This is a genomic window from Rhodococcus sp. NPDC127593 (assembly GCF_042671975.1).
In the GTDB taxonomy this organism is placed as follows: domain Bacteria; phylum Actinomycetota; class Actinomycetes; order Mycobacteriales; family Mycobacteriaceae; genus Rhodococcus_F.
Genome location: NZ_JBHXWI010000009.1, coordinates 163,083 through 188,128 on the forward strand (window position 1 = coordinate 163,083; position 25,046 = coordinate 188,128).

Consider the following 25,046-nt stretch of genomic DNA (forward strand, 5'->3'; position numbering starts at 1 on the left):
GGACGCATGGATCCGGTAGAAGAGGTGGTGGGTGAGGACTACGGTGACGCACGACTCCCCGCGCAGAACTGGCAGCGGCGGCACTACACGAAATGCAACTTCCGCGACGCCGATCTGAGTGAGCTCCGCACCGAGTCGGTGATCTTCACCGAATGCGATTTCACGGGCGCCGACCTCGCCGAGTCGCATCACGTGGGGACGGCGTTCCGCTCGTGCTCGTTCACCAGAACGACGCTGTGGCACAGCGAGTTCCGTAACTGCAGCTTCCTCGGGTCGGAGTTCGACAACTGCCGGCTGCGCCCGATGGTCTTCGAGGAATGTGATTTCACGCTCGCGTCGCTCGGCGGCGCGGACCTGCGCGGACTCGATTTCACCGACTGCCGGTTCCGCGAAGCCAACCTCGTCCGCACGGACCTCCGCCGGGCTGTGCTCCGCTCGGCGGACCTGTTCGGCGCCCGCACCGGCGGCGCGAAATTCGACGGCGCGGACCTGCGCGGGGCCCACGTCGACGCGAACCTGTGGACCGCGGTCTCGCTGGACAAGACACAGATCGAACTCACCCAGGCCATCGCGTACGCGACGGCCAACGGGCTCGTGGTGGAACCGACCTGACGCGTGTATGGCGAACCTGAGAGAATGGGGCACGTGACTGCAACGATCCTCGATGGCAAGGCGACCCGCGACGAGATTTTCGAAGACCTGAAGGTGCGGGTGAGCGCCCTGAAGGACAAGGGCATCACGCCCGGTCTCGGCACCGTTCTGGTGGGGGACGACCCGGGGTCGGCCGCCTACGTGCGCGGGAAGCACAACGACTGCGCGAAGGTCGGGATCACCTCGATCCGCCGCGACCTGCCCGGCGACATCACGCAGGAGAAGCTCGACGCCACCATCGACGAGCTCAACGCCAACCCTGAGTGCACCGGCTACATCGTGCAGCTTCCGCTGCCGAAGCAGCTCGACGAGAACGCCGCCCTCGAGCGCATCGACCCCGACAAGGACGCCGACGGCCTGCACCCCGTCAACCTGGGCCGGTTGGTGCTGGGCAAGGAAGCGCCGCTGCCGTGCACGCCGCGCGGAATCCTGCACCTGCTGCGCCGGTACGAGGTCCCGATCGAGGGGGCGCACGTCGTCGTCATCGGTCGCGGTGTCACCGTGGGCCGCCCGATCGGTCTGCTGTTCACCCGGCGAAGCGAGAACGCCACCGTCACCCTCTGCCACACTCGTACACGGGACCTCGGAGCGGAGGTCCGGCGCGCCGACATCGTCATCGCCGCGGCGGGTGTTCCCGGGCTGGTCACGGCCGACATGGTCAAGCCCGGCGCCGCGGTGCTCGACGTGGGCGTGAGCCGCACCGCGGACGGACTGCGCGGAGACGTGGCGGCGGACGTCGCCGATGTCGCCGGCTTCCTGTCCCCGAACCCCGGTGGCGTCGGGCCGCTCACCCGTGCCTTCCTGCTGACCAACGTCGTGGAGCGGGCCGAGCGTGTCGCAGCGTCTCTCGGCTGAGATGGCCGACTGGGGGCAGTTCGCGAAGAAGAACCTGCCGATGCTCGCAGTCCTCGTCGTCATCATGGTGGCCGTCGTGTTCGTGCTCGCGGATCGGTGGCGACGAGGGGCGTTCGTGTTCGGCGTCGCCACGCTGCTGGCGGCGGTCTTCCGGTTGATGATGCCGTCGGAGCGCGTCGGACTGCTCGCGGTGCGCAGCAAGCCTTTCGACGTGGGCGCGCTCGTGGCCGTCGGGGGCGCGATCGTGTGGCTGGCCGTGTCGATCGACCCGCTCGGAACCGACTAGCGGTCCGAGCGGGCGTCGTCCGTCGCCGGTGTCAGCGCCCGGCGCGTGCCAACTGCATCGTCTCGGAGAGCAGTTTCGCGACGGCGGCGGCCTCGGTGAGGAACCCGTCGTGGCCGTCCCGTGAGTTGAGCACCCGCAGACCGTCGCAGGTGGGGATGTCGTCGGCCAGATCCTCCTGCAGGCGGATCGGGTACAGACGGTCGGAGTCGACGCCGCCCACGATGACGGGTGCGGTGATCGCCCCCAGCGCCGCGGCGATGTCACCGCGACCGCGGCCCACGTCGTGCCGATTCATGGCCTCGGACAGCAGCACGTACGTGCTCGGGTCGAATCTGCCGACCAGCTTGTCGGCCTGGTGCTGGAGGTAGCTCTCGACGGAGTACCGGCCTCCGCGCGACGGGTCCTCGCCGTCCTGCGGCGAGTTCGCGAACCGGGAGTCGAGTTCACTCTCGCTGCGGTATGTCAGGTGCGCGATCCGGCGGGCGATGCGCAGTCCGGCCCGGGGAATCCGGCCGGTGCCGTGATAGTCGCCGCCCTGCCAGTCGGGGTCGCTGGTGATGGCCGCGATCTGGGTGGTCTGCGTGCCGATCTGGTCGGCGGTCGCGCGGGCGCCGACCGCGAGAACGAGCGCCGACGCCACCTGGTCCGGGTAGGTGACCGCCCACTCGAGCGCGCGCATTCCGCCCATCGAACCGCCGACGACGGACGCCAGCTTGTCGATGCCCAGCAGGTCGGTGAACTTCTTCTCGGCCGCGATCTGGTCGCGGATGGAGATCTCCGGGAAACGGCTGCCCCACGGGCGCCCGTCCTCGGCGATCGAACCGGGACCGGTGGTGCCGCGGCAGCCACCGAGGACGTTGGTCGCGACGACGCACCACTCGTCGGTGTCGATCGGCGCACCTGGACCGACCATTCCCGTCCACCAGCCGGGGGAGGGATGTTCGTCGGAGACCGGTCCGGTGACGTGGGAGTCGCCGGTGAGGGCGTGCTCGACGAGCACCACGTTGTCCCGGTTCGGGGACAGCTCTCCCCATCGCTGCACGGCAAGGGACACCGACGGGATCACTTCTCCGCTCTCGAGCTCGAGTGATCCGATGTCGATGGTGCCGAGACGTCCGTCCGCCACGGGCAGGTTCTGTACAGCGCTCACGGTCAAGATGCCGCCGCCGTAAGTCCGGTCTCGATATCGGCGATGATGTCGTCGATCCCTTCGATGCCGACAGCCAGGCGGACCAGTCCGGGGGTGACGCCGCTGGCGGCCTGCTCCTCGGGGGTCAGCTGGGCGTGTGTGGTGGATGCGGGGTGGATCACCAGCGAGCGGACGTCGCCGATGTTCGCGACGTGACTGTGCAGGGTGAGCGCGTTGACGAACTTCTTGCCCGCTTCGATGCCGCCGGCGAGTTCGAACGTCACGATGGCGCCCGCCCCCCTCGGTGCGATCTGCTTCGCACGGTCGTGCCAGGGCGAGGACGCGAGCCCGGCGTATCCGACGGACACGATCTCCGGCCGCGCCTCGAGGTACTCGGCGACGGCGGTCGCGTTCGACACGTGGCGTTCCATCCGCAGGCTGAGGGTCTCGATGCCCTGCGAGATGAGGAACGCGTTGAACGGGGAGATCGCCGACCCGAGGTCGCGCAGCAGCTGTACGCGCGCCTTGAGGGCGAACGCGGGCGGTCCGAGTTCGGAGAAGACGACGCCGTGGTAGCTCGGGTCGGGGGTGGTGAAGCCCGGGTGGCGGCCCTGGGTCCAGTCGAATGTGCCGCCGTCGACGATGACACCGGCGATCGCCGTGCCGTGGCCGCCGAGGTACTTGGTGGCCGAGTGCACCACGATGTCCGCGCCGTGCTCGAGGGGGCGGATCAGGTAGGGGGTGGCCACCGTGTTGTCGACGATCAGCGGGAGTCCGTGCTGATGCGCGATCCCGGAGATGCCGGGCAGGTCGAGGACGTCGTTGCGGGGATTGGAGATGGTCTCGCCGTAGAACGCCTTCGTGTTGTCCCGGACCGCGTCCTTCCACTGCTCGAGGTCGTCGGGGTCTTCGACGAACGAGACCTCGATGCCGAGCTTGGGCAGCGTGTAGTGGAAGAGGTTGTAGGTGCCGCCGTACAGCCGCGGGCTGGAGACGATGTGGTCGCCTGCCTGGGCGAGGTTCAGGATCGCGATCGTCTCGGCGGCCTGTCCGGAGGACAGCAGCAGGGCGGCGACACCGCCTTCGAGGGCGGCGATGCGCTGCTCGACCGCGTCCTGTGTGGGGTTCATGATGCGGGTGTAAATGTTGCCCGGCTCGGCCAGACCGAACAGCGCGGCAGCGTGATCGGTGCTGTCGAACGTGTACGAGGTGGTCTGGTAGATCGGCAGCGCCCGCGCCTTGGTGGTCGCGTCGGACGTCTGCCCGGCGTGGATCTGCTTGGTCTCGAACGACCAGTTCTCGGTCATGTGCTGTCTACTCCAGTGGTCTGACGAGGCGCGGACGGAGTGCTGGTGCGTTCGCGCGCAGGGCTTGTCTGGGGTCTATCTACGACAACAACAACACATCATGAACCTCCGATGTCGGACCCGCGCTTGTCACCCGACTGTTGTATGAATCAGGGAACCAGGTCATCACCCGGGGCACCCCACCGCGGTGGAGGGTTGCCGGCCAGCTAGCCGGGGCTCGTTGCTGGCACTCATGACCTGCAGTGAATCTTAGCGGCTGGGGTGGAACGACCGGAAACGGCACCGATCAGGGCCACTAGCAGGGAAAAGTTACCCGCGGGTAGGGGTGGGGGTGCGTGCCCCACGTGTTGCGAGCGTGGCGCATAGCAGTACGCTTGTCTTGTTTAGGTGCGGTCTCCCAGCGGCCGCCTTGACCGTCTACGTTTGATAAGCGAACCGTTCGCGGACCCACTCACAAAGTGCGCCCGCAACCGTGTAACCAGGGAAACTTCCTAGGAGGACGCGAAGCACCCATGTCCAAAATCAAGGTTGAGGGCACCGTCGTCGAACTCGACGGCGACGAGATGACACGCATCATCTGGCAGTTCATCAAAGACAAACTGATCCATCCTTACCTGGATGTGAATCTCGAGTACTACGACCTCGGCATCGAGTACCGGGACGAGACCGACGACCAGGTGACCATCGACGCGGCCAACGCCATCAAGAAGCACGGCGTCGGCGTCAAGTGCGCGACCATCACCCCGGACGAGGCACGCGTCGAGGAGTTCGGCCTCAAGAAGATGTGGCGGTCGCCCAACGGCACCATCCGCAACATCCTCGGTGGGACGATCTTCCGCGCGCCGATCATCATCTCCAACGTTCCGCGACTGGTTCCGGGCTGGACCAAGCCGATCATCATCGGCCGTCACGCCTTCGGTGACCAGTACCGCGCCACCGACTTCAAGGTCCCCGGCCCCGGCAAGGTGATGATCACCTACACGCCCGAGGACGGCAGCGAGCCGATCGAGCACGAGCTGGTGAACTTCCCCGAGGGCGGCGGCGTCGTCCAGGGTCAGTACAACTTCACCAAGTCCATCGAGGACTTCGCGCGCGCCTCGCTCAACTACGGCCTGCAGCAGAACTACCCGGTGTACCTGTCGACCAAGAACACCATCCTCAAGGCGTACGACGGCGCGTTCAAGGACATCTTCCAGCACGTCTACGAGACCGAGTTCAAGTCGGAGTTCGACGCGGCAGGTCTCACCTACGAGCACCGCCTCATCGACGACATGGTCGCGTCGGCGCTCAAGTGGGAGGGCGGCTACGTCTGGGCCTGCAAGAACTACGACGGCGATGTCCAGTCCGACACCGTCGCGCAGGGCTTCGGATCGCTCGGTCTCATGACCTCCGTGCTGCTGACCCCGGACGGAAGGACGTGTGAGGCCGAGGCCGCACACGGCACCGTGACGCGTCACTTCCGTCAGCACCAGCAGGGCAAGCCGACGTCCACCAACCCCATCGCGTCGATCTTCGCGTGGACCCGTGGACTCGAGCACCGCGGCAAGCTGGACAACACCCCCGACGTCATCGGCTTCGCCCAGAAGCTCGAAGACGTGGTCATCAAGACCGTCGAGGGTGGCCAGATGACCAAGGATCTCGCGATGCTGGTCGGTGGCGACCAGGGCTACCTGACCACCGAGGAGTTCCTCGGTGCGCTGGACATCAACCTCCAGAAGGCGATCGCCGAGCAGTAGGCACCGAGCCACAGCGATACGAACGGGACGTCCCCTGATGGGGGCGTCCCGTTCGGCGTCTCCGGGGCCCGGTGAGTCATCTCACGGACGCTCGATGCGCGAAAAGTGGAACCCGGGGAAGAGAATTTCGATGTGGGTCGTTGCGCAACGAGGCGCCGTGCGCCGCGTAGCCGTTTCTCTGCCTAGTCGAAAGTTCTGCTGTGAGCACCTCCACCCCCGTCCACCCCGAGCACCTCGGTGTCATCGCGCAACATCCGTCCGTCCGCAAGCTCGCCATGATCGCGCTCGCGCTCGGTGGCTTCGGGATCGGGACCACCGAGTTCGTGGCGATGGGGCTGCTGCCCGAGATGGCGTCGAGCCTCGGGATCACCGAGCCGACGGCCGGGCACGTCATCTCGGCGTACGCGCTGGGTGTGGTCGTGGGCGCGCCACTCATCGCCGCGCTGACCGCGCGGGTGCCCCGTAAGACGCTGCTGATCGCGTTGATGGCGGCGTTCACGATCGGCAACGCCGCCACCGTGTTCGCACCGAACTACGGCGTGCTGATGGCCGCGCGGTTCGTCGCGGGCCTCCCGCACGGCGCCTACTTCGGTGTCGCGGCCCTCGTGGCGGCGCACCTCGCGGACCGCGGCCAGCGGGCCAGGGCGGTCGCTCTCGTCATGATGGGACTGTCGGTGGCCAACGTCGTCGGCGTGCCCGTCGCCTCGTGGCTGGGCCAGACGCTCGGCTGGCGCAGCGCCTTCGCGCTCGTGGCCGTGATCGGTGTGGTGACACTGGGCGCGATCTGGTCGTGGGTGCCCACGCTCGCCGCCATGCGGATGTCGAATCCCCTCACCGAACTCGGTGCCCTGCGCCGAGCACAGGTGTGGATGACGCTGATCATCGGCATGGTCGGGTTCGGTGGCATGTTCGCCGTCTACACCTACATCAGCACCACACTCACCGATGTCGCCGGGCTGTCGCGGTCGCTGGTGCCGCTCGCCCTGATGATCTACGGGCTGGGCATGGTCGCGGGCAATCTGATCGGCGGCCGCCTCGCCGACCGGGCGCTGATTCCCGGTCTGTTCGTATCGATGACGGCGCTCGGGGTGTTGCTCGGCATCTTCGTGATCGCCTCCCACAACCCGTACACGGCGCTGCTGCTGGTGTTCTTCGTCGGTGCGGCGGGTGCGTCGATGGTTCCCGGACTGCAGACCCGGCTGATGGACGTCGCCGCCGACGCCCAGACCCTCGCCGCCTCGCTCAACCATGCGGCCCTCAACATCGCGAACGCGTTCGGGGCGTGGATCGGTGGTGTCGTGATCGCGGCCGGCTACGGCTACACGGCGCCCGCCGCGGTCGGTGCGCTGCTCGCGGTGGCGGGTCTCGTGGTCCTCACCGTGGCCGTCGCGATGGAACGCCGCAGCGCCCGTTCGTCTCGGTAGCCGCGCTGTCGTAGGCGTCCGCTACGGTGCTTGCCGTGCCACACATCATCACCACCGTCAATGTCAACGGCGTTCGCGCCGCCGCCCGCAAGGGGCTCACCGAGTGGATCGAGCGCACGGAGGCCGACGTCGTGTGTCTGCAGGAGACGCGGGCGTCCGACGAGCAGTTGGCGGAGACCCTCGCGCCCGCCCTGGAGGGCGGATGGAACCTGGTGTCCGCGGAGCCGTCGTCGAAGGGGCGCAACGGCGTCGCGATCGTGTCCCGGAAGCCGGCCGACGCCTTCCGTGTCGGCCACGGTGACGACGAGTTCGCGACCGCGGGCCGCTACCTCGAGGCCGACTTCGACGACCTGACCGTGGCGAGCCTGTACCTGCCGTCCGGGGAGGCCCAGACACCCCGGCAGGAGGAGAAGGAGCGGTTCATGGACTCTTTCGCCCGGTACCTCACCGACACCGCAGCGGCTGCCGTCACTGCGGGCCGGCACGTCGTGGTCTGCGGCGACTGGAACATCGCTCACACCGAGCACGACCTGAAGAACTGGAAGACCAACAAGAAGAACTCCGGTTTTCTCCCGAACGAGCGGGAGTGGCTCGGAGCCCTGTTCGCCGAGGACGCGCACTGGACCGACGTGGTCCGTCAGCTCAATCCCGACGTCGCCGGACCGTACTCGTGGTGGTCGTACCGTGGGAAGGCGTTCGACAACGACTCCGGCTGGCGCATCGACTACCAGATCGCCACCCGGGAACTGGCGGAGCGGGCCAAGCAGGCCGTCGTCGAGCGCGCCGAAACCTACGACCAGCGGTGGTCCGATCACGCGCCGGTCACCGTCCAGTACCGGTGACGGTCGGTATCTGATTCGTGTCGGCACGGCGCACGTGAAAAGATCAGTACTCATGTCGACCCCTGCAGCTCAGAAACCCACCGCGAAACCGCGGGTGCTCTCCGGCATCCAGCCCACCGCCGACTCGTTCCACCTCGGCAACTTCCTGGGTGCTCTACAGCAATGGGTGGCGCTGCAGGACGACTTCGACGCGTTCTACTTCATCCCCGACCTCCACGCGATCACGGTGGCGCAGGACCCGAAGGAGCTGCGCCGTCGCACGAAGATCGCGGCGGCGCAGCTGCTGGCGCTCGGAATCGACCCCGACCGCGCCACGCTGTTCGTGCAGAGCCAGGTGCCCGAGCACGCGCAGCTGGCGTGGGTCCTCAACTGCATCACCGGTTTCGGTGAAGCCAGCCGGATGACGCAATTCAAGGACAAGTCGGCCAAACAGGGCAGTGAGAACGCGAGCGTCGGCCTGTTCACGTATCCGGTGCTGATGGCTGCCGACATCCTGCTCTACCGCCCGCAGCGGGTCCCCGTCGGCGAGGACCAGCGTCAGCACCTCGAACTGGCCCGCGATCTCGCCCAGCGGTTCAACACCCGGTTCGGGAAGGCGTTCGTGATTCCCGAGGCCCAGATCATCAAGGGCACCGCCAAGATCTACGACCTGCAGGACCCGACGTCGAAGATGAGCAAGTCCGGCCCGAGCCCTGCCGGGATGATCAACCTCCTCGACGACCCCAAGGTGTCGGCGAAGAAGATCAAGTCCGCGGTCACCGACAACGAGCGGGAGATCCGCTACGACCCGCAGGCCAAGCCCGGTGTGAGCAACCTGCTCACCATCCAGTCCGCGCTCTCCGGCACTCCGGTCGAGACGTTGGTGGCCGGATACGAGGGCAAGGGGTACGGCGACCTGAAAACCGATACGGCCGAGGTCCTCGCCGAATTCGTGACACCGTTGAAAGCGAAGGTCGAGGGGTACCTCTCCGACGAGGCCGAACTCGATCGGGTCATCGCCGCCGGTGCCCACCGCGCCCGTGAGGTGTCGTCGCAAACTCTGGCGGCCGTGTACGAGAAGGTTGGGTTTCTGACACCGAAGGGATGAGCAGCGAAGGGATGAGCACTGTGGCTGACGAACCGAGTTTTCTCGACAGGCAGCGGGCAGCGCGCCCCTGGTTCGACCATCTGATGCGGGCCGCGCAGCGGTACCAGCAGCAGAAGGGCGACTATTACGCGGCGGGAATCACGTATTTCAGTGTGCTCGCACTGATTCCGATCCTGATGGTCGCATTCGCCATCGCGGGTTTCGTCCTCGCCGGTCAGCCGGAGTTGCTGCAGGAACTGCAGGACGGCATCACCAAGAACGTTCCCGGAAGTCTGGGTGACACTCTCAACACCGTCATCGATTCGGCGATTGCCTCCCGTGCCAGCGTCGGTGTTCTCGGTCTGCTCGGTGCCGCTTACGCGGGGCTCGGGTGGATGGCGAACCTGCGCGACGCGCTGACGGCGATGTGGGAGAGCCAGCGCGAGTCGAAGGGATTCGTGCGTACCAAACTGGGCGACGCGGCCGCTCTGCTCAGTCTGGGTCTGGCGATGGTGGTCTCCCTCGGCGCCTCCGCGCTGAGCAGCGGTCCCGTGGCCCGAACGGTGGTCGAGTGGTTGAACCTCGACGACGTTCCGGGGATCGACTCCGGGTTGCGCGCACTGTCGACCCTGGTATCGCTTCTCGCGACGTGGGCGGTGTTCACCTGGGTGATCGCGCGGCTGCCCCGAGAACCCGTGACGTTCCGCAGTGCGCTCAAGGCGGCGCTGCTCGCGGCCGTGGTGTTCGAGATCTTCAAGCAGGTCGGTGCCATCTACCTCTCGGCCGTCACCGCGGGTCCCGCCGGTGTGGCGTTCGGTCCGATCATCGGTCTGCTCGTGTTCATCTACCTGACGTGCCGGATGCTGCTCTTCTCGACGGCGTGGGCCGCGACCACCCGCGCCAGCCTCGCGCTCGCCTTTGTGCCGCCGCCGGATCCGGCCGTCATCACCCCGCGGATCGAGGTGCACGAGGGTCCGGGTGTGCGTGGGGGGCTCGCCCTGGTCGGGGTGGGCGCCGTCGCCGCGCTCGGGTTGTCCGGACTGTTCACCCGCAACAAGCGCTGAGCCGGGCGCCGCTGCCCGTCAGCGCCTGCGGGACAGCCGGCGCGCGCAGAGCACCAGCACGAGGACGACGGCCGCCCCGACGATCCCCACACCCGCCCGCAGAGCCAGTGTGTTGTCGGGGTGGTCGGAACCCGACGCGACGACGGAACTCGTCGCGGCCGCCGAATCCTGTTGCGGCGGTGCGGCAAGCACCGCGTCGGAACCCTCGTCGGCCGGATACAGGACCTCGAGTGACCCCACCTGGGCGTCGCGGTCGAGGGCGAAACCGTAGTCCAGCAGTCGTGCCGCCTGCTCCCACGGTCGGATCGGCTGGGCCTCGGCGCCCATCAACGTCACCATCAGCCGGCGACCGTCGTGATCGGCGCCGCCGACGTACGTGTGGCGGGCGTCGTCGGTGAATCCGGTCTTACCGCCCAGCGCGCCTGCGTAGTTGTAGAGCAGCTGATTGTCGTTGGCCAGTGCGAACGGGGGCCGGTCCTGGTCGTCCGGGATCGCCGGATCCTTCGGGAAACCCGGGAACTGCACCGTCTCGGTGGAGATCAGCTCCGCGAACGTCGGGTTCTTCATCGCGGTGTGGAAGATGAGCGCGAGGTCGAACGGTGAGCTGCTCATGCCGGGGCCGTCGAGCCCCGACGGGGTCGCGGTCCTCGTGTCGTGCGCGCCGAGGGTGTCGGCGAGGTGGTTCATCTTGTCGACCGTGGCGGCATCGCCGCCGAGTTGCCGGGCGAGGAGGTGGGCGGCGTCGTTCCCCGACGCCATCACCAGGCCCTGCATCAGCTGCCGGTTCGTGTATTGACCGTTCTTGCCGATCCCGACCGCGCTGCCCTCCACCGCGGCGTCCTCGGCGGTGGCGGTCACGGTCTTGTCGAGATCCAGTTCGTCGAGCGCCACGAGAGCCAGCAGCATCTTGATGGTGCTCGCCGGCCGGTAGCGGCCGTGCGGGTCCTTCGCCGCGAGCACGTCGCCGGTGTCGATGTCCGCGACCACCCAGCCGGACGCCGCGATGTCGGCGGGCAGCGCGGGCGCGTCGTCGGGAAGGCTCACCCCGCACTCGGCCAGCTTCGGCCCACCCACCGGCTCGTCGGGCACCGCCACGGCGCTCGGTGTCGGATCACCCGGCTGGGGTACCTCGGACAGGTCGATCGCAGGCGCCGGGGCCGCCCTGTTGGGGCAGTTGTCGGTGTTCGGGGTGGTGAACGGTGCGGAGGTGGGGGAGGAGGGCACTGCAGGCGGAATCGCCCCGGCAGCACTCACCGAGAGTCCGGCCAGCAGGGTTCCGGACACGACCGCGGTACACACTCGACGCCACATCATCGAAGAGGCAGCGTATGCGACGACCGGTCGACTTCCGAAAACGGACGCGTGTCGACACGCTTTCGTGACGTCGTCGCGACCGTTTTGGAAGAGGGACCCGTGGATCAGATGAAACCCATGCCCCGGACGGCGTCGCGTTCGGATTCGAGTTCCGCGACCGACGCGTCGATCCGCTTCCGCGAGAAGTCGTCGATCTCCAGCCCGTCCACGATCTGCCACGAGCCGTCGACCGAGCGGACCGGGAACGAGCTCACCAGTCCCTCCGGTACGCCGTATACGCCGGTGGAGGACAGCGCCACGGACGTCCAGTCGTCCGCGGGGGTGCCGAGCACCCAGTCGTGCACGTGGTCGATCGCGGCGTTGGCGGCGGAGGCCGCGGAGGATGCGCCGCGAGCCTCGATGATCGCACTGCCCCGGTTCGCGACCGTGGGAATGAAGTCGCCGGTGAGCCATTCGCGGTCGGCGGCGAACTCGGCACCGGACCGGTCACCGACCCTCGCATGGAAGATGTCGGGGTACTGGGTGCTCGAGTGGTTGCCCCAGATCGCGACGCGGTTGATGTCCTTCACCGCGGCACCGGAGTGCCGTGCCAGCTGGGCGATCGCGCGATTGTGGTCGAGCCGCGTCAGCGCCGTGAACCGCTCCGCCGGGATGTCGGGGGCGTTGTTCGCGGCGACCAGCGCGTTGGTGTTGGCCGGGTTGCCCACGACCAGCACCCGGACTCCGTCCGCGGCAACCTGGTTGATCGCGCGACCCTGCACGGTGAAGATCTGCCCGTTCGCAGCCAGGAGGTCGCCGCGTTCCATGCCCTTGGACCGGGGACGTGATCCGATGAGGAGCGCCACGTCGGTGCCGTCGAAGCCGCGCTTCGGGTCGTCGTGGACCTCGACGTCGCGGAGCAGCGGGAAGGCGCTGTCGTCGAGCTCCATCGCGGTACCTTCGGCCGCGGACACGGCGGACGGAATCTCCAAGAGCCGCAGCCGAATCGGGGTGTCGGGTCCGAGCATCTCGCCTGCGGCGATCCGGAACAGCGCCGCGTAGCCGATGCTGCCTGCCGCTCCGGTGACCGTGACCACTGCGGGACTGGGCGACTGCGCCATGGGTGAACCTCGCTGTCCGTCGGGAGCATCTGTTCTCGACACTAGCGCGGAGATTTCACCGTGGGACCGCTCGAGCAGTGAGGTTGGACACGACGCAGGGCGCCCCCGACCGGTGTGGTCGGGGGCGCCCCGGGACGTGCTCGGCAGACCTGGGTCAGCGTGCGAAGAGCAGCGCGCGCTTGACTTCCTGGATCGCCTTCGTCACCTGGATGCCACGGGGGCACGCGTCGGTGCAGTTGAACGTGGTCCGGCAACGCCAGACACCGTCCTTGTCGTTGAGGATGTCGAGACGCTCCGACGCACCCTCGTCACGGCTGTCGAAGATGAACCGGTGAGCGTTGACGATGGCAGCGGGACCGAAGTAGCTGCCGTCGCTCCAGTACACCGGGCACGACGTGGTGCAGCAGGCACACAGGATGCACTTGGTGGTGTCGTCGAAACGTGCCCGGTCGTGCTGCGACTGGATGCGCTCACGGGTGGGCTCGTTGCCGGTGGTGATGAGGAACGGCTTCACGGCGCGGAACGCGTCGAAGAAGGGCTCCATGTCGACGACGAGGTCCTTCTCCACCGGCAGGCCCTTGATGGGCTCGATGGTGATCGTGACCGGCTTGCCGTCCTTGGGCAGCATGTCCTTCATGAGGAGCTTGCAGGCAAGACGGTTGACGCCGTTGATCCGCATCGCGTCCGAACCGCACACGCCGTGGGCGCAGCTGCGGCGGAACGTCAGGGTGCCGTCGAGGTAGCCCTTCACGTACAGGAGCAGGTTCAGCATGCGGTCCGTCGGCAGAGCCGGAACCTGGAAGCTGTCCCAGTGCTGGCCCTCGCCGGACTCCGGGTTCATCCGCGCGATCTTGAGGGTGACCATGACGGCGCCCTCGGGCACGGGAGGGAGATCCGACTTGTTCTCGCTCTTGTCGACTGCAGGTGCGCTCATCAGTACTTACGCTCCATCGGCTCGTAGCGGGTCTGGACTACCGGCTTGTAGTCGAGACGGATGTCGGAGAGCAGGCCGTCGCCCTCCTTGTATGCCATCGTGTGCTTCATGTACTCGGCGTCGTTGCGGTCCGGGTAGTCTTCGCGGGCGTGGCCGCCGCGCGATTCCTTGCGGTTCAGCGCGCCGACGACGGTGACCTCCGCCATTTCGAGGAGGAAGCCAAGCTCGACGGCCTCGAGCAGGTCGCTGTTGTAGCGCTTGCCCTTGTCCTGCACCGTGATGTGGTTGTAGCGCTCCTTGAGTGCGCGCACGTCCTCGAGGGCCTGGGTGAGGCGCTCTTCGGTACGGAACACCGAGGCGTTGTTGTCCATGGACTGCTGCAGCTCGCTGCGGATGTCCGCGACACGCTCGTGACCGTGGTCCGACAGGATGGTGGCCATCCAGTCGTCGACCATCTTCTCGGGCGTCTCGGGCAGGGCGACGAAGTCGCTCTTGTTGGCGTGCTCGGCGGCGGCGATGCCGGCGCGGCGTCCGAAGACGTTGATGTCGAGCAGCGAGTTGGTGCCCAGACGGTTCGCGCCGTGTACGGAGACGCAGGCGCACTCGCCGGCGGCGTACAGGCCCTGGACGATCTCGTCGTTGTTGCGCAGGACCTCACCGTTGATCCTGGTGGGGATGCCGCCCATGACGTAGTGGCAGGTGGGGTACACCGGCACGGGTTCCTTGACCGGGTCCACACCGAGGTAGGTGCGGGAGAACTCCATGATGTCGGGGAGCTTCTCGTCGAGGACTTCCTCGGGGATGTGGGTCACGTCGATGTAGACGTAGTCCTTGTTCGGTCCCGCGCCGCGTCCCTCGAGGACCTCGAGGACCATCGACCGCGCGACGATGTCACGGGGTGCGAGGTCCTTGATGGTGGGGGCGTAGCGCTCCATGAACCGTTCGCCGTCGGCGTTACGGAGGATGCCGCCCTCACCGCGCACGGCCTCGGAGATGAGGATGCCGAGCCCGGCCAGGCCTGTGGGATGGAACTGGTGGAACTCCATGTCCTCCAGCGGAAGGCCCTTGCGGAAGATGATGCCCATGCCGTCACCGGTGAGGGTGTGCGCGTTGGACGTCGTCTTGTACATGCGCCCCGAGCCGCCGGTGGCGAACACGATGGACTTCGCGTGGAAGACGTGGATCTCGCCGGTGGCCAGCTCGTAGGCGATGACACCGGTGGCGACCGGGCCGTTCTCCGTCTCGGTGATCGCGATGTCGAGGGCGTAGAACTCGTTGAAGAACTCGACGTCGTGCTTGACGCAGTTCTGGTAAAGCGTCTGCAGGATCATATGGCCGGTGCGGTCCGCGGCATAACATGCGCGGCGCACGGGGGCCTTACCGTGATCGCGGGTGTGACCACCGAAACGACGCTGGTCGATCTTGCCCTCGGGCGTGCGGTTGAACGGCAGACCCATCTTCTCGAGGTCGAGCACCGCGTCGATGGCCTCCTTGGCCATGATCTCGACGGCGTCCTGGTCGGCGAGGTAGTCACCGCCCTTGACCGTGTCGAAGGTGTGCCATTCCCAGTTGTCTTCCTCCACGTTCGCCAGCGCGGCACACATGCCGCCCTGGGCCGCGCCGGTGTGGCTGCGGGTGGGGTAGAGCTTGGTCAGTACCGCGGTGCGGGCGCGGGGACCGGCCTCGATCGCTGCGCGCATGCCGGCGCCGCCGGCACCGACGATGACCACGTCATAACGGTGTTCCTGCATGAAGTCTGTGCTCCCCTAGCTCGCCGAGATATTGGGGTCGAAGGTGAAGATGACGTACGTGCCGAGGCCCATGATCAGGATCATCGAGAGAACGAGGATCGTGGTCAGCCAGAAGCGCGTGGAGTCCTTGCGGGAGTAGTCCGCGATGACCGTGCGGAGTCCGTTTCCGCCGTGCAACTGCGCAAGCCACAGCATGGTGAGGTCCCAGAACTGCCAGAACGGGCTGGACCAGCGGCCTGCGACGAACGCGAAGTTGATGCGGTGCACACCGTTGTCGAGCATCAGCATGATGAAGAGGTGGCCGAGCACGAGGAAGATCAGTGCGAGTCCGGAGAACCGCATGAACAGCCAGGCGTACAGCTCGAAGTTGTTCTTCGAGGTCCGGCGCGGAGAGCGCGGGTTGTCCAGGCTGGCGGGACGGTCGTAGGTCTTGCCGAGACTCTTGGCTTCTGTCGTCATGTCAGTGCCCCGCAAACATGTTGTAGAAGATGCGGCCGGCGCCCGGGATCATCACCAGGAACCAGATCGCGAGGATTACCCAGAGCATGAGGCGCTGGTACTGCGGTCCCTTGGACCAGAAGTCCACCAGCATCACCCGGACGCCGTTCAGTGCGTGGTACAGCACCGCGGCGACGAGAGCGAGCTCCATGAGCCCGACGATCGGGTTCTTGTAGGTCTCGATGACACTGTCGTACGTGTCGGGATTCACGCGCACCAGCGCGGTATCCAGCACGTGCACGAATAGGAAGAAGAACGTCATTACGCCTGTGATCCGGTGCAAAACCCAGGACCACATTCCGGGGTCGCCCCGGTAAAGCGACCGTGTGCGCTCCTTGGCCGGAGCGGCTTCAGTCGTAGTACTCATCGAGTGCTGTGCCTCCAACGTCATTGGTGGACGTGTCGAGTCTGCGCAGCGTTGCGGACATACCACAACTGGGGACCCGACGTGATCCTGAACCGACTTCTCTGAACTCTAAACCCAACGGAAACGGGGGAACTAATTCGAGTCGGGGTTCGTACGCCCCCTGCAAATGAAGTTAGGTTTGCCTTTCCAAAGCGAATTGGGCCGTCCCGGGCGAATCTCTGCATCCATTCAGCCCACATGATTGGATGGGAAACTATGGTCGAGATCGATTGGAAACTGTTGCGCGCCAACGCGCATGAGGTGATGGGTCGGGCCTACGCGCCCTACTCCGGCTTCGCGGTGGGAGCGGCGGCGCTGGTGGATGATGGGCGAATCGTCGTCGGATGCAATGTGGAAAATGTCTCATACGGTTTGGGGCTGTGCGCCGAGTGCGTACTGGTCGGTAACTTATTTGCGGGCGGCGGAGGGCGATTAATCGCCTTCACCTGCTGTGACGCGAGTGGCGACATACTCATGCCGTGCGGACGCTGCCGGCAGATTCTCTTCGAGCACGGCGGCCCCGGACTGCTCGTCGACCACCGGGCCGGCGTGCGCCCATTGGAACAGCTGCTGCCGGACGCTTTCGGTCCGGAGGAGAAGGGGAGAATCAGTCATGCATGACGCCTCGTCGATCATCGCCGCCAAGCGCGACGGCAGAGAACTGTCCGGTGCAGAGATCGACTGGGTGGTCGAGGCATTCACCCGGGGGGTCGTGGCCGACGAGCAGATGTCGGCGCTGGCCATGGCGATCTACTTCCGCGGGATGACCCGCGAGGAGGTGAGCCGCTGGACCACGGCAATGATCTCGTCCGGTCGCCGCCTCGACTTCACCCACCTCGGCCGTCCCACCGTGGACAAGCACTCGACGGGCGGTGTGGGCGACAAGATCACGCTCCCGCTCGCCCCCCTGGTCGCCGCGTGCGGCGCCGCGGTGCCGCAACTGTCGGGACGTGGGCTGGGTCACACCGGCGGAACCCTCGACAAGCTCGAGTCGATCCCGGGCTGGCGCGCCGACCTCGACACCTCCGAGATGGCCGAGATCCTGTCCGATCCCGCCGTCGGAGCCGTCGTGTGCGCCGCGGGCTCGGACCTGGCGCCGGCGGACCGGCGGTTGTATGCGCTCCGCGACGTCACCGGGACGGTCGAGTCGATTCCCCTGATCGCCAGCTCGATCATGAGCAAGAAGATCGCCGAGGGCACCGGCGCGCTCGTGCTCGACGTCAAGGTCGGGTCGGGCGCGTTCATGAAGAAGCTCGACGACGCTCGGGAGCTCGCCCAGACGATGGTCGACCTCGGGAGCGACGCCGGAGTGCGGACGATGGCGTTGCTCACGGCGATGGACGCGCCACTCGGCCACACGGCGGGCAACGCGCTGGAGGTGCGGGAATCGCTGGAGGTGCTCGCCGGGGGCGGCCCGTCCGACGTCGTCGAACTGACCCTCGAGCTCGCGCGAGAAATGTTGAAGGCAGCCGGAATCGACGGTGTCGACCCGGCCGACAAACTGCGGGACGGATCCGCCATGGACCGCTGGCGGAAGATGATCGCCGCCCAGGGCGGCGACCCCGACGCGCCGCTGCCGACGGCCCGGCACACCGAGGTGCTGCTTTCAGAGTCGGACGGGGTGGTGTGCGGTCTGGACGCCATGGCGGTCGGGCTCGCCGCATGGCGGCTCGGCGCGGGTCGGGCGCGACAGGGCGAGCCGGTGCAGGCGGGGGCGGGTATCGAGTTGCACGCGAAGCCGGGGGAGACGGTGTCGGTGGGCACCCCGCTCGTCACGCTGCACACCGACACGCCCGAACGGTTCGCGGCGGCGAAAGCCGCACTTTCCGAAGCCTGGACGGTCGTGGCCGACGCGCCGTCGGTGACCACGCCGCTCGTCATCGAGCGGATAGAGGATCCCTCGCGCTAACGTCGACGCATGACCGCACTGGATCTGTCGGCCCTGCGCCGAGCGCCGAAGGTGTTGCTGCACGACCATCTCGACGGAGGTCTCCGGCCCGAGACGGTTCTCGAACTCGCCCGCGACTGCGGCTACGACGCGCTGCCCGCCGACACCGCGCCCGCGCTGGCCACGTGGTTCCGGGAGGCCGCCGACAGCGGTTCGCTCGAGAGATACCTCGAGACGTTCGCCCACACCGTGGCGGTCATGCAGACACCCGCCGGGCTCGAACGCGTCGCCCGTGAATGCGCCGAGGACCTCGCCGACGACGGCGTGGTCTACGCCGAGGTCAGGTTCGCACCGGAGCAGCACCTCGAAGAGGGGCTGACCCTGGACGAGGTGGTGGAACAGGTCCTGCTGGGATTCGAGGCCGGGGAGTCGGCGGCGGAGGTGCGCGGTCAGAGCATCCGGATCGGCGTTCTGCTCACCGCGATGCGGCACGCGGCGCGGTCCCGGGAGATCGCGGAGCTGGCGATCCGGTTCCGGGACCGCGGCGTCGTCGGTTTCGACATCGCGGGCGCCGAGGCCGGGAATCCGCCCAGTCGCCACCTCGACGCCTTCGAGTACATGCGGGGCAGCAATGCCCACTTCACCATTCACGCGGGTGAGGCGTTCGGTTTGCCGTCCATTCACGAGGCCATCGCGTTCTGCGGGACGGACCGGCTCGGGCACGGGGTCCGGATCACCGATGACATCACGATCGGCGACGACGGCGTCCCGGTGCTGGGCAAGCTCGCGAACTATGTGCGGGACAAAAGGATTCCCCTGGAACTGTGTCCCAGTTCCAACGTCCAGACCGGGGCCGTGGACGCACTCGAGAACCATCCGTTCGACCTGCTCGCCCGGCTGCGGTTCCGCGTGACCGTCAACACCGACAACCGGCTGATGAGCGACACCAGCATGAGCCAGGAGATGCTCCGCCTCGTCGAGACGTTCGGTTACGGCTGGACGGATCTCGAGCGTTACACCATCAACGCCATGAAATCGGCCTTCATCCCGTTCGATCAGCGGCTGCAGCTGATCGACGAGGTGATCAAGCCGGGCTTCGCCGTGCTGGTGGGCTGAGCGCCCCGAGGGCAGGCGCTCAGACCTGCCGCAGGCGGGCCTCGAACTCCCGCTCGAGTGTCCGCCACGCCTCGGCCTCGGCGTCGAACGGTGCGCTGGGCGCCATCCGCGTCGGATCCGGGTTGAGGACGAACGAGACGTACCACCCCAGCGGCTCGGACGTCGCGAGTCCGGTTTCCACCGAATCGTCGTCGGCGAAATCTGCTGCATCGGTGAACAATTCGACGGCGAGGTCGAGCTGGTCCGCGTCGACGGACTCCGGGCCTGCGGCCAGGTCGTCGGCGAGACCGGGCAGGACGTACACGTTTTCGTCGGTGACCTCGACCTCGAGCGATCCGTCGACGGCCGCCACCTGGATCTCCTCGTACGTGCTCACCTGCGCGAGGGCGTGCTCGTGGTTGTCGGCGAGGTAGCGGCCCAGCGCGCGTTCGGACGTGAAGACGAAGATCGCACCGTCGCGTCCGAGGAAGATCGCGTCGTCGTCGAGGTAGCAGCGAAGCGTGAAGTAGGTCTCCCCGGACGTGATGATCTTGACGGGGTCGACACCCACCGCACCCCAGAACGAGTCGTCCTCCTCCTCGTCCTCGGTGTCGAGGTCGAGCGCGACGAACTCCTCGTCTTCCTCCGCCTCGTCGGCCACATCGTCCACGTCGACGGTGTTCTCGTCGGCGGCCACCAGTTCGGCCTCGGCGACGGCTACGGCCGCGGCGTCCACCTCGGGGGTGGCGACGATGTTGTCGACGGCATCGAGGACGTCATCCCAGCCCTTCGCGATGGCGGTGCCGATCTGGGCCCACAGCTCCTCGCCCTCGCGGCCCTCGAATGCGCTGGCGCCTGCGGGGAGCGCGCCGAGAATGGGGTTCGCGTTGAAGAACTTGGTGACCACGTCCAGTTCGCAGACCTCACCGATGTTGCGCACCATGTTGAGCGTGTCTTCGAGTTCGCTCACGACGAGAGCCTCGGGGTCGCTCGCCGCCAGCTCCGGGACACCGATCAGATCGAAGCAGAAGTTCTCGTCGGGCTCGAGTTCGGCGGCGGACAGTCCGGACACCACACTCCAGGCGGGGTGCTCGACGAGATCGTTGTCGGTGTTCGTGCGGATGAAGGCAGCGAGTTCTGCCACTGATTCGAACCCGTAGAGGTCTTCCTCGTGACCAAGGAATGCTTCCCACTCGTCGTCGCCCTCACGCCACCGTGGTGCCCACAGTGTCACGAGGTCGCCGTCGGTGAGACCGAGTTCGATCGGGACGATGTCTCCAGCCATGGCGCGAAGCCTATCGACCCCGCGGCCAAAGTTGTACCCGGGCTGTCTGCGGACCGTTTCCGGCGCCCGTCGCCGCCGTGTCACAGCAGGCGTGACGTAGTCGGCCAAACGGGGCGAACGGCGCGTATCGGAGATTTACCATGACTTTCACTGTGCGTCGAGTCGTCCGAGGAGAGTGCATGTTCCGGATCGCTGATGTGACTCGAAGACCCCGACGGCGACGGTCGTTCGTCTCCTCGATCGCGGTGCTGGGGATGTGCGCGGCGACGGTCGCGTGCGGCTCGTCGGGCGCCTCCGGGTCGGAATCGCCGGAGTGGGGGACCGAATGGTCCAGTGCCGAACGGCTGTCGTCGACCGCTGAGCTCGACGGTCCCTCACCCGTCGCGCTGTCCATTCCGTTCGCCCCGTCCCCCGTCGCCGCGACGGACGGTCGCAACCATCTGACGTTCGAGGTCCACGTGACGAACACCGCGGCCGTTCCACTGGTCGTGCAGCGGGTGCAGATCGACTCGGCCGACGGAGCGGACGGCGTCCTGGCGAACTACGAGGGCGAGTCGGTCACCGCGAACATGAACCTCGTGGGTGACAACGCGACCCCGACCGATCGCCTGCAACCGGCCCAGCTCGGTGTCTTCTTCGTCGATGTCGCCATGGACGAGGCGACCCCGGTGCCGGAAGGGGTGCAGGCGACGGTCTCGGTCCGCGCGCTGGGGACGCCGCCGCCGGATCAGCCGATTCCCGGCCTCGCCGGCATGGTCGACGAATCCGGCGGTCCCGTACCTGCCACCCTCGACACGTCGGTGACCGTCCCGGTCTTCGAGGGGACGGTCCCGGTGATCGGCCCGCCGCTCCGTGGGGACGGGTGGGCGGCGATGGAAGGCTGCTGCGCCGACAACACCCATCATCGCCGCGGCGTCTGGTCGGTCGACGGACGCCTACTGAACTTCGAACGCTATGCGATCGACTTCCTGGGGGTGGACCGCGAGGGTTTCGCGTACCGGGGCGACAACACCAAGGAGAACTACGTCGGGTACCGGGCCGATGTGCTCGCGGTGGCCGACGCGGAGGTCGTTTCGGTTCGCGACGGCCAGGTGGAGAACGTGATCGGGGAACCGCAGCCCGAGCGCAACCTCACCGAGGCGACCGGCAACCACATCGTCCTGGACCTCGGGAACGGTGTGTACGCGTTCTACGGCCACTTCGTGCCGGGCAGTATCTCGGTGAAGGAGGGCGATCACGTCGAGAAGGGAGCGGTGATGGGTCAACTCGGCAACAGCGGTCAGTCGACGGCGCCGCACCTGCACTTCCATTTGATGGACAACACGAATCCCGCGTTGGCCGAGAGCGTGCCGTTCGAGTTCGACGCGTTCGACCTGGCTGGGCACGCGACGCTCGAGGACGTCACGTACCTGCCCGCTCCTGAACCCCGCACCGACGAGATGCCGCTCAGCCAGACGGTCGTCGACTTCGCCGGGGAGTGAGGGTCACACCTTCCCGAACCCGTCCTGCAGCGTCGTCATGACCCGGGTGCGCTGTTCGGTGGCGAGCCGGGCGGCCTCCTGGGTGGTGCTCGTGATCATCGTCGCGAGAGTGCGGGCGTCGAGCGTCGAGATGGAGTCGTCCATCCAGAGACCGGTCAGCGTGCCGTTCCCGTCGACTTCGGCCGTGACCTGATCGGACTCGCTCGATGCGCGCGCCGTGATCGCCTGAAGCCCGGCGAGGGCCTCCTCGAGCAGATTGACCTGTTCGGTGGCCCGCCCGACGATCGCATCCATGTCGTGTTCGCTCACAGGGGTCTCATCCAGCTCGTCGGGGTGGGTTCTTCCTCGTCCTCGATCGCCTGCGCGGCGGCGACGTCGGCGCGGGTCGGCAGACCGAGCTTGTCGAGGATCTCGGCGGGCATGCCGTCACGGGCGAGTTCGTCGCGTCGCCGCGCCCCGGCCTCCATGGCCGAGCGCTGACAGAGCGTCAGGATCTCGTCCGCGAGCCGCTGACCGCCGTACCGGAGTTCGCGCGGATCGATGCGGAGTTCGAGCGGCAGGCCCTGCTCGGTGGTCCGGACCGAGACGGTGCCGGAGCGGTTGCTCACTGCGGCCGTGGTGCCGGCCGGGGGTGGGGTGGGGGGAAACATGATTCCTGTCATTCCGTGGGTCGGTAGAAGCCGTAGAAGCCCATGCCGCTGTTGCTGGTTCGAATCGGACCGACCTGCACGGGATCGCCGGCCTCGACGAGCTGGCCGTTGCCGATCACCATGGCGACGTGACCGTCCCAGACGGCGAGGTCGCCGGGCATGAGGTCGCCCGGGTCGACCGCGGTGCCGACGTTCTGCTCCTGCGCCAGACGCGGTAGACCCACGCCCGCTTCGCCGTACGCCCACTGTGTCAGCCCGCTGCAGTCGAGGCCCTCGCCGGGCGACGTCCCGCCCCAGACGTACGGGACACCCTGCTGCGACAGCGCGTTGCGGACGGCGTCGGCCGCCTCCTTGTTGGGGGCGACGGCGGTGCTGCCGTCGGGCAGGACCACCTCGACGCCCTCGCCGCCGTGGGAGGAGTCCGCGGTGGACGGCCCGTGACCGGCACCACCGGGCCTGCCGGTGAGGGAATCCGCGCGGGATCTGCCCGAGCCGCGTCCGCCGGACGAGCGCGCGGCCGGGGCAGCAATGCTCGTCAGTCCCGACATCGGTGACGCGCCCGACGAACTCGCGAACCCGGACGCCGCGCGGCTCACCGCCTCGGAGCCCGCGGGTGCGACGGGGGCCGCGGAGGCTGGCACCGTGCTCGCCGCGGACGTGCTCGCGGGTGCGGTGGCAGCGGGCGCGGCCGGGATGTGCTCGGCCGGTGTGAGGGCGACCATCCTGCCGGTCTGCTCTCCGAGTTCGGCCCGCACCTTCGCGACGACCGCGGTGGCTCTGCCGAGGTGGTCGAGTGCCGCCACAATGATCATCGCCTGACCGGGCGGGGTGGCCAGGGCGGGTCCGGCCGCGACCGCGAGGGAGATGAACGACTGCAGGATCTCCTGTAGCTGCAGCATTCCGACCCGGACGATCTCGGAGGCCTCGGCGACGACGGCCGCCATGTCGTTACCGCGATCGGAGACCGCGACCGTCGACCGCTGCGCCTCCTCGGTCTTCACGATCGCACCCGTGCCACCCCTGCCCTGCCAGTCGCCGTAGACGGAGCTGATGCCGGTGCGTCCGGTGTCGTGCACGGCGTCGATGGCGACCGAGGACGCGCGCAGGGCGTCGGCCGGTCCGCCGGCGGGGAGGACGCCGCTGCCGAACGCCCCGAACAGATCGAGGATCGGGCGGGCGAGGAGATCGATGGGGATCACGGTCAGTCCTCCAGCCCGACCACGTTCGCGGCGAGCGCGGCCGTGGTGGCAGCCTCGGTGCCCTCGTACGCGGCGGCGTTCGCCAGGGCGGTCGCGCTGATCCCGCCGAGCACGCCGGACAGTTCCTCGATGGAAGCCAGGTGCGCGGCGTGCGCCGTAGCGAATGCGGCGACGAAGTCCCCGCCGATCACCCCGAAGACCGGTCCGAGCAGGAGCGGACCCGCGGCGGCGGCCCCGAGACCTGCGGCCTGCATGTCCGCTGACATGGTCGCGGCCGTGGCCGCGAACTCGGCAATACTCGCGGTATCCGCCCTCAAGTCGTTCATCGTCATCCCCCCAGTCGGATTTGATACCGGTCACCATATTGGACGCAGGCGAGACCGATTCGGTTCCACCCGCGATTCGCCGAGAATTGCTCTCCTGCGAAATCTCGCCCCGCGCCCCCTTATTCTTCGAACATGAACACGCACGTCGTCGACCACCCGCTCGCAGCGGTCCTCCTGACAACGATGCGCGATGCGCGCAGCGACAATGCCACATTTCGTGCCGCCTTACGAAGGCTGACACACATGTTGGTGTACGAGGCGATGCGCGAGGCTCCGGTCGAGACGTTCGACGTGGCCACGCCCATCGCGACGACCGACGGGGTGCGGCTCACCCATCCGCCGTTGCTCGTTCCCGTCCTGCGCGCAGGACTGGGCATGGTCGAGCAGGCCAGCAGCCTGATCCCGCAGGCGCGAGTCGGTTTCGTCGGTATGGCCCGGGACGAGGCGACGCATCTGCCGGTGCCGTACCTCGAGTCGCTCCCCGCGGACCTGTCCGGCATCCCGGTGTACGTCCTCGATCCGATGCTCGCGACCGGCGGTTCGATGGTGCACACGATCGAGTTGCTCGTCGCCCGCGGCGCCACGGACGTCACCGCCGTGTGCGTCGTCGCGGCGCCCGAAGGTGTTGCCGCCCTCTCGGCGTCGGGTCATCCGGTGAGACTCGTCACCGCTGCGGTCGACGAGGGGCTCAACGAGGACGCGTTCATCGTGCCCGGCCTCGGCGACGCCGGGGACCGTCAGTTCGGGCCGCGCTGACTC

General features: G+C 67.5%; 26 protein-coding genes and 1 riboswitch. Of the genes, 13 read left to right on the forward strand and 13 right to left on the reverse strand.

The window, feature by feature from the left end:
- The first annotated feature begins 6 nt into the window (after positions 1 to 6).
- From ACFVJ3_RS10740 to ACFVJ3_RS10750, 3 genes are read left to right on the forward strand one after another with little or no spacing between them, the layout of a single operon-like run.
- Entirely contained in the window at positions 7 to 612 is a 606-nt protein-coding gene (locus ACFVJ3_RS10740) for a pentapeptide repeat-containing protein (protein ID WP_378452025.1), read from the forward strand.
- 33 nt (positions 613 to 645) lie between these two features.
- On the forward strand, positions 646 to 1,506 hold the full coding sequence (locus ACFVJ3_RS10745) for a bifunctional methylenetetrahydrofolate dehydrogenase/methenyltetrahydrofolate cyclohydrolase (RefSeq protein ID WP_378452026.1): 861 nt from the start codon (positions 646 to 648) through the stop codon (positions 1,504 to 1,506).
- A gap of 1 nt (position 1,507) precedes the next feature.
- Positions 1,508 to 1,792 (forward strand): DUF3017 domain-containing protein, encoded by a 285-nt coding sequence (locus tag ACFVJ3_RS10750; protein ID WP_378452080.1) that lies wholly within the window; start codon positions 1,508 to 1,510, stop codon positions 1,790 to 1,792.
- 31 nt (positions 1,793 to 1,823) lie between these two features.
- On the opposite strand, the gene ACFVJ3_RS10755 is transcribed toward ACFVJ3_RS10750, so the two are convergent.
- Complete coding sequence (locus ACFVJ3_RS10755) at positions 1,824 to 2,948, reverse strand: homoserine O-acetyltransferase (protein WP_378452027.1); 1,125 nt, start codon at positions 2,946 to 2,948, stop codon at positions 1,824 to 1,826.
- Positions 2,945 to 4,228: a bifunctional o-acetylhomoserine/o-acetylserine sulfhydrylase gene (locus ACFVJ3_RS10760; RefSeq protein ID WP_378452028.1), complete on the reverse strand. Its 1,284-nt coding sequence runs from the start codon at positions 4,226 to 4,228 to the stop codon at positions 2,945 to 2,947. The genes ACFVJ3_RS10755 and ACFVJ3_RS10760 overlap by 4 nt, the downstream gene beginning before the upstream one ends.
- A gap of 117 nt (positions 4,229 to 4,345) precedes the next feature.
- Positions 4,346 to 4,466: riboswitch (SAM riboswitch) on the reverse strand.
- 274 nt (positions 4,467 to 4,740) lie between these two features.
- On the opposite strand from ACFVJ3_RS10760, the gene ACFVJ3_RS10765 reads away from it, so the two are divergent.
- The 5 genes from ACFVJ3_RS10765 to yhjD all read left to right on the forward strand — a co-directional run bounded on the left by ACFVJ3_RS10765 (position 4,741) and on the right by yhjD (position 10,360).
- Positions 4,741 to 5,964: an NADP-dependent isocitrate dehydrogenase gene (locus ACFVJ3_RS10765; protein WP_378452029.1), complete on the forward strand. Its 1,224-nt coding sequence runs from the start codon at positions 4,741 to 4,743 to the stop codon at positions 5,962 to 5,964.
- A gap of 200 nt (positions 5,965 to 6,164) precedes the next feature.
- Positions 6,165 to 7,388 carry an MFS transporter gene (locus tag ACFVJ3_RS10770; RefSeq protein WP_378452030.1) on the forward strand — a complete coding sequence of 408 codons (1,224 nt, stop codon included), beginning with the start codon at positions 6,165 to 6,167 and terminating at the stop codon, positions 7,386 to 7,388.
- Between the two features lie 35 nt (positions 7,389 to 7,423).
- Positions 7,424 to 8,230: an exodeoxyribonuclease III gene (locus ACFVJ3_RS10775; RefSeq protein ID WP_378452031.1), complete on the forward strand. Its 807-nt coding sequence runs from the start codon at positions 7,424 to 7,426 to the stop codon at positions 8,228 to 8,230.
- Positions 8,231 to 8,282: 52 nt separating this feature from the next.
- Positions 8,283 to 9,317 (forward strand): tryptophan--tRNA ligase, encoded by a 1,035-nt coding sequence (trpS, locus tag ACFVJ3_RS10780; RefSeq protein ID WP_378452032.1) that lies wholly within the window; start codon positions 8,283 to 8,285, stop codon positions 9,315 to 9,317.
- Positions 9,318 to 9,328: 11 nt separating this feature from the next.
- The gene (gene yhjD, locus ACFVJ3_RS10785; RefSeq protein ID WP_378452033.1) at positions 9,329 to 10,360 is read left to right on the forward strand and encodes an inner membrane protein YhjD; all 1,032 of its coding nucleotides are present in this window, start codon (positions 9,329 to 9,331) and stop codon (positions 10,358 to 10,360) included.
- An 18-nt stretch (positions 10,361 to 10,378) separates the two neighbouring features.
- Here yhjD and ACFVJ3_RS10790 read toward each other — a convergent pair whose 3' ends face one another.
- The 6 genes from ACFVJ3_RS10790 to sdhC all read right to left on the reverse strand — a co-directional run bounded on the left by ACFVJ3_RS10790 (position 10,379) and on the right by sdhC (position 16,324).
- Complete coding sequence (locus ACFVJ3_RS10790; RefSeq protein ID WP_378452034.1) at positions 10,379 to 11,659, reverse strand: serine hydrolase; 1,281 nt, start codon at positions 11,657 to 11,659, stop codon at positions 10,379 to 10,381.
- Between the two features lie 119 nt (positions 11,660 to 11,778).
- Entirely contained in the window at positions 11,779 to 12,774 is a 996-nt protein-coding gene (locus ACFVJ3_RS10795) for a malate dehydrogenase (RefSeq protein ID WP_378452035.1), read from the reverse strand.
- 154 nt (positions 12,775 to 12,928) lie between these two features.
- The gene (locus ACFVJ3_RS10800; protein WP_378452036.1) at positions 12,929 to 13,708 is read right to left on the reverse strand and encodes a succinate dehydrogenase iron-sulfur subunit; all 780 of its coding nucleotides are present in this window, start codon (positions 13,706 to 13,708) and stop codon (positions 12,929 to 12,931) included.
- The gene (gene sdhA / locus ACFVJ3_RS10805) at positions 13,708 to 15,459 is read right to left on the reverse strand and encodes a succinate dehydrogenase flavoprotein subunit (protein ID WP_378452037.1); all 1,752 of its coding nucleotides are present in this window, start codon (positions 15,457 to 15,459) and stop codon (positions 13,708 to 13,710) included. The genes ACFVJ3_RS10800 and sdhA overlap by 1 nt, the downstream gene beginning before the upstream one ends.
- A gap of 15 nt (positions 15,460 to 15,474) precedes the next feature.
- Entirely contained in the window at positions 15,475 to 15,918 is a 444-nt protein-coding gene (locus ACFVJ3_RS10810; RefSeq protein ID WP_378452038.1) for a succinate dehydrogenase hydrophobic membrane anchor subunit, read from the reverse strand.
- A gap of 1 nt (position 15,919) precedes the next feature.
- Complete coding sequence (gene sdhC / locus ACFVJ3_RS10815) at positions 15,920 to 16,324, reverse strand: succinate dehydrogenase, cytochrome b556 subunit (protein WP_005239889.1); 405 nt, start codon at positions 16,322 to 16,324, stop codon at positions 15,920 to 15,922.
- 255 nt (positions 16,325 to 16,579) lie between these two features.
- Here sdhC and ACFVJ3_RS10820 point away from each other — a divergent pair, with 255 nt between their 5' ends.
- Genes ACFVJ3_RS10820 through ACFVJ3_RS10830 form a run of 3 tightly spaced genes read left to right on the forward strand, consistent with a single transcriptional unit; the run spans position 16,580 to position 19,367 of the window.
- Complete coding sequence (locus tag ACFVJ3_RS10820; protein ID WP_283333030.1) at positions 16,580 to 16,984, forward strand: cytidine deaminase; 405 nt, start codon at positions 16,580 to 16,582, stop codon at positions 16,982 to 16,984.
- Complete coding sequence (locus ACFVJ3_RS10825; RefSeq protein ID WP_378452039.1) at positions 16,977 to 18,272, forward strand: thymidine phosphorylase; 1,296 nt, start codon at positions 16,977 to 16,979, stop codon at positions 18,270 to 18,272. Before ACFVJ3_RS10820 ends, ACFVJ3_RS10825 begins: the two co-directional genes overlap by 8 nt.
- Positions 18,273 to 18,281: 9 nt before the next feature.
- Positions 18,282 to 19,367: an adenosine deaminase gene (locus ACFVJ3_RS10830; protein WP_378452040.1), complete on the forward strand. Its 1,086-nt coding sequence runs from the start codon at positions 18,282 to 18,284 to the stop codon at positions 19,365 to 19,367.
- Positions 19,368 to 19,386: 19 nt separating this feature from the next.
- Here the strand turns inward: ACFVJ3_RS10830 and ACFVJ3_RS10835 are convergent, their stop codons facing one another.
- Positions 19,387 to 20,631, reverse strand: a complete 1,245-nt coding sequence (locus ACFVJ3_RS10835; protein ID WP_378452041.1) for a primosomal protein — start codon at positions 20,629 to 20,631, stop codon at positions 19,387 to 19,389.
- 179 nt (positions 20,632 to 20,810) lie between these two features.
- Here ACFVJ3_RS10835 and ACFVJ3_RS10840 point away from each other — a divergent pair, with 179 nt between their 5' ends.
- Positions 20,811 to 22,112 carry a M23 family metallopeptidase gene (locus ACFVJ3_RS10840; protein WP_378452042.1) on the forward strand — a complete coding sequence of 434 codons (1,302 nt, stop codon included), beginning with the start codon at positions 20,811 to 20,813 and terminating at the stop codon, positions 22,110 to 22,112.
- A gap of 3 nt (positions 22,113 to 22,115) precedes the next feature.
- Here the strand turns inward: ACFVJ3_RS10840 and ACFVJ3_RS10845 are convergent, their stop codons facing one another.
- From ACFVJ3_RS10845 to ACFVJ3_RS10860, 4 genes are read right to left on the reverse strand one after another with little or no spacing between them, the layout of a single operon-like run.
- A complete protein-coding gene (locus ACFVJ3_RS10845; RefSeq protein WP_378452043.1) occupies positions 22,116 to 22,421 on the reverse strand; it encodes a YbaB/EbfC family nucleoid-associated protein in 306 nt (101 codons plus the stop codon).
- On the reverse strand, positions 22,418 to 22,762 hold the full coding sequence (locus ACFVJ3_RS10850; protein ID WP_378452044.1) for a hypothetical protein: 345 nt from the start codon (positions 22,760 to 22,762) through the stop codon (positions 22,418 to 22,420). The genes ACFVJ3_RS10845 and ACFVJ3_RS10850 overlap by 4 nt, the downstream gene beginning before the upstream one ends.
- Before the next feature lie 8 nt (positions 22,763 to 22,770).
- Complete coding sequence (locus ACFVJ3_RS10855; protein ID WP_378452045.1) at positions 22,771 to 23,961, reverse strand: C40 family peptidase; 1,191 nt, start codon at positions 23,959 to 23,961, stop codon at positions 22,771 to 22,773.
- Between the two features lie 2 nt (positions 23,962 to 23,963).
- Positions 23,964 to 24,287 (reverse strand): type VII secretion target, encoded by a 324-nt coding sequence (locus tag ACFVJ3_RS10860; RefSeq protein ID WP_378452046.1) that lies wholly within the window; start codon positions 24,285 to 24,287, stop codon positions 23,964 to 23,966.
- Between the two features lie 132 nt (positions 24,288 to 24,419).
- On the opposite strand from ACFVJ3_RS10860, the gene upp reads away from it, so the two are divergent.
- Positions 24,420 to 25,043, forward strand: coding sequence for a uracil phosphoribosyltransferase (gene upp, locus ACFVJ3_RS10865; protein ID WP_378452047.1), 624 nt, complete (start codon positions 24,420 to 24,422; stop codon positions 25,041 to 25,043).
- Positions 25,044 to 25,046 lie beyond the last annotated feature (3 nt).

What these genes read in the sequence shown, in the direction of transcription:
- ACFVJ3_RS10795 (WP_378452035.1), bottom strand. Translation starts at nt 12,774, where the DNA reads ATGGCGCAGTCGCCCAGTCCCGCAGTGGTCACGGTCACCGGAGCGGCA.
- ACFVJ3_RS10840 (WP_378452042.1), top strand. Translation starts at nt 20,811, where the DNA reads ATGTTCCGGATCGCTGATGTGACTCGAAGACCCCGACGGCGACGGTCG.
- sdhA (WP_378452037.1), bottom strand. Translation starts at nt 15,459, where the DNA reads ATGCAGGAACACCGTTATGACGTGGTCATCGTCGGTGCCGGCGGCGCC.
- ACFVJ3_RS10765 (WP_378452029.1), top strand. Translation starts at nt 4,741, where the DNA reads ATGTCCAAAATCAAGGTTGAGGGCACCGTCGTCGAACTCGACGGCGAC.
- ACFVJ3_RS10825 (WP_378452039.1), top strand. Translation starts at nt 16,977, where the DNA reads ATGCATGACGCCTCGTCGATCATCGCCGCCAAGCGCGACGGCAGAGAA.
- ACFVJ3_RS10800 (WP_378452036.1), bottom strand. Translation starts at nt 13,708, where the DNA reads ATGAGCGCACCTGCAGTCGACAAGAGCGAGAACAAGTCGGATCTCCCT.
- ACFVJ3_RS10740 (WP_378452025.1), top strand. Translation starts at nt 7, where the DNA reads ATGGATCCGGTAGAAGAGGTGGTGGGTGAGGACTACGGTGACGCACGA.
- ACFVJ3_RS10830 (WP_378452040.1), top strand. Translation starts at nt 18,282, where the DNA reads ATGACCGCACTGGATCTGTCGGCCCTGCGCCGAGCGCCGAAGGTGTTG.
- ACFVJ3_RS10750 (WP_378452080.1), top strand. Translation starts at nt 1,508, where the DNA reads ATGGCCGACTGGGGGCAGTTCGCGAAGAAGAACCTGCCGATGCTCGCA.
- ACFVJ3_RS10860 (WP_378452046.1), bottom strand. Translation starts at nt 24,287, where the DNA reads ATGAACGACTTGAGGGCGGATACCGCGAGTATTGCCGAGTTCGCGGCC.
- trpS (WP_378452032.1), top strand. Translation starts at nt 8,283, where the DNA reads ATGTCGACCCCTGCAGCTCAGAAACCCACCGCGAAACCGCGGGTGCTC.
- ACFVJ3_RS10810 (WP_378452038.1), bottom strand. Translation starts at nt 15,918, where the DNA reads ATGACGACAGAAGCCAAGAGTCTCGGCAAGACCTACGACCGTCCCGCC.
- ACFVJ3_RS10820 (WP_283333030.1), top strand. Translation starts at nt 16,580, where the DNA reads ATGGTCGAGATCGATTGGAAACTGTTGCGCGCCAACGCGCATGAGGTG.
- ACFVJ3_RS10760 (WP_378452028.1), bottom strand. Translation starts at nt 4,228, where the DNA reads ATGACCGAGAACTGGTCGTTCGAGACCAAGCAGATCCACGCCGGGCAG.
- ACFVJ3_RS10850 (WP_378452044.1), bottom strand. Translation starts at nt 22,762, where the DNA reads ATGTTTCCCCCCACCCCACCCCCGGCCGGCACCACGGCCGCAGTGAGC.
- sdhC (WP_005239889.1), bottom strand. Translation starts at nt 16,324, where the DNA reads ATGAGTACTACGACTGAAGCCGCTCCGGCCAAGGAGCGCACACGGTCG.
- yhjD (WP_378452033.1), top strand. Translation starts at nt 9,329, where the DNA reads ATGAGCACTGTGGCTGACGAACCGAGTTTTCTCGACAGGCAGCGGGCA.
- upp (WP_378452047.1), top strand. Translation starts at nt 24,420, where the DNA reads ATGAACACGCACGTCGTCGACCACCCGCTCGCAGCGGTCCTCCTGACA.
- ACFVJ3_RS10835 (WP_378452041.1), bottom strand. Translation starts at nt 20,631, where the DNA reads ATGGCTGGAGACATCGTCCCGATCGAACTCGGTCTCACCGACGGCGAC.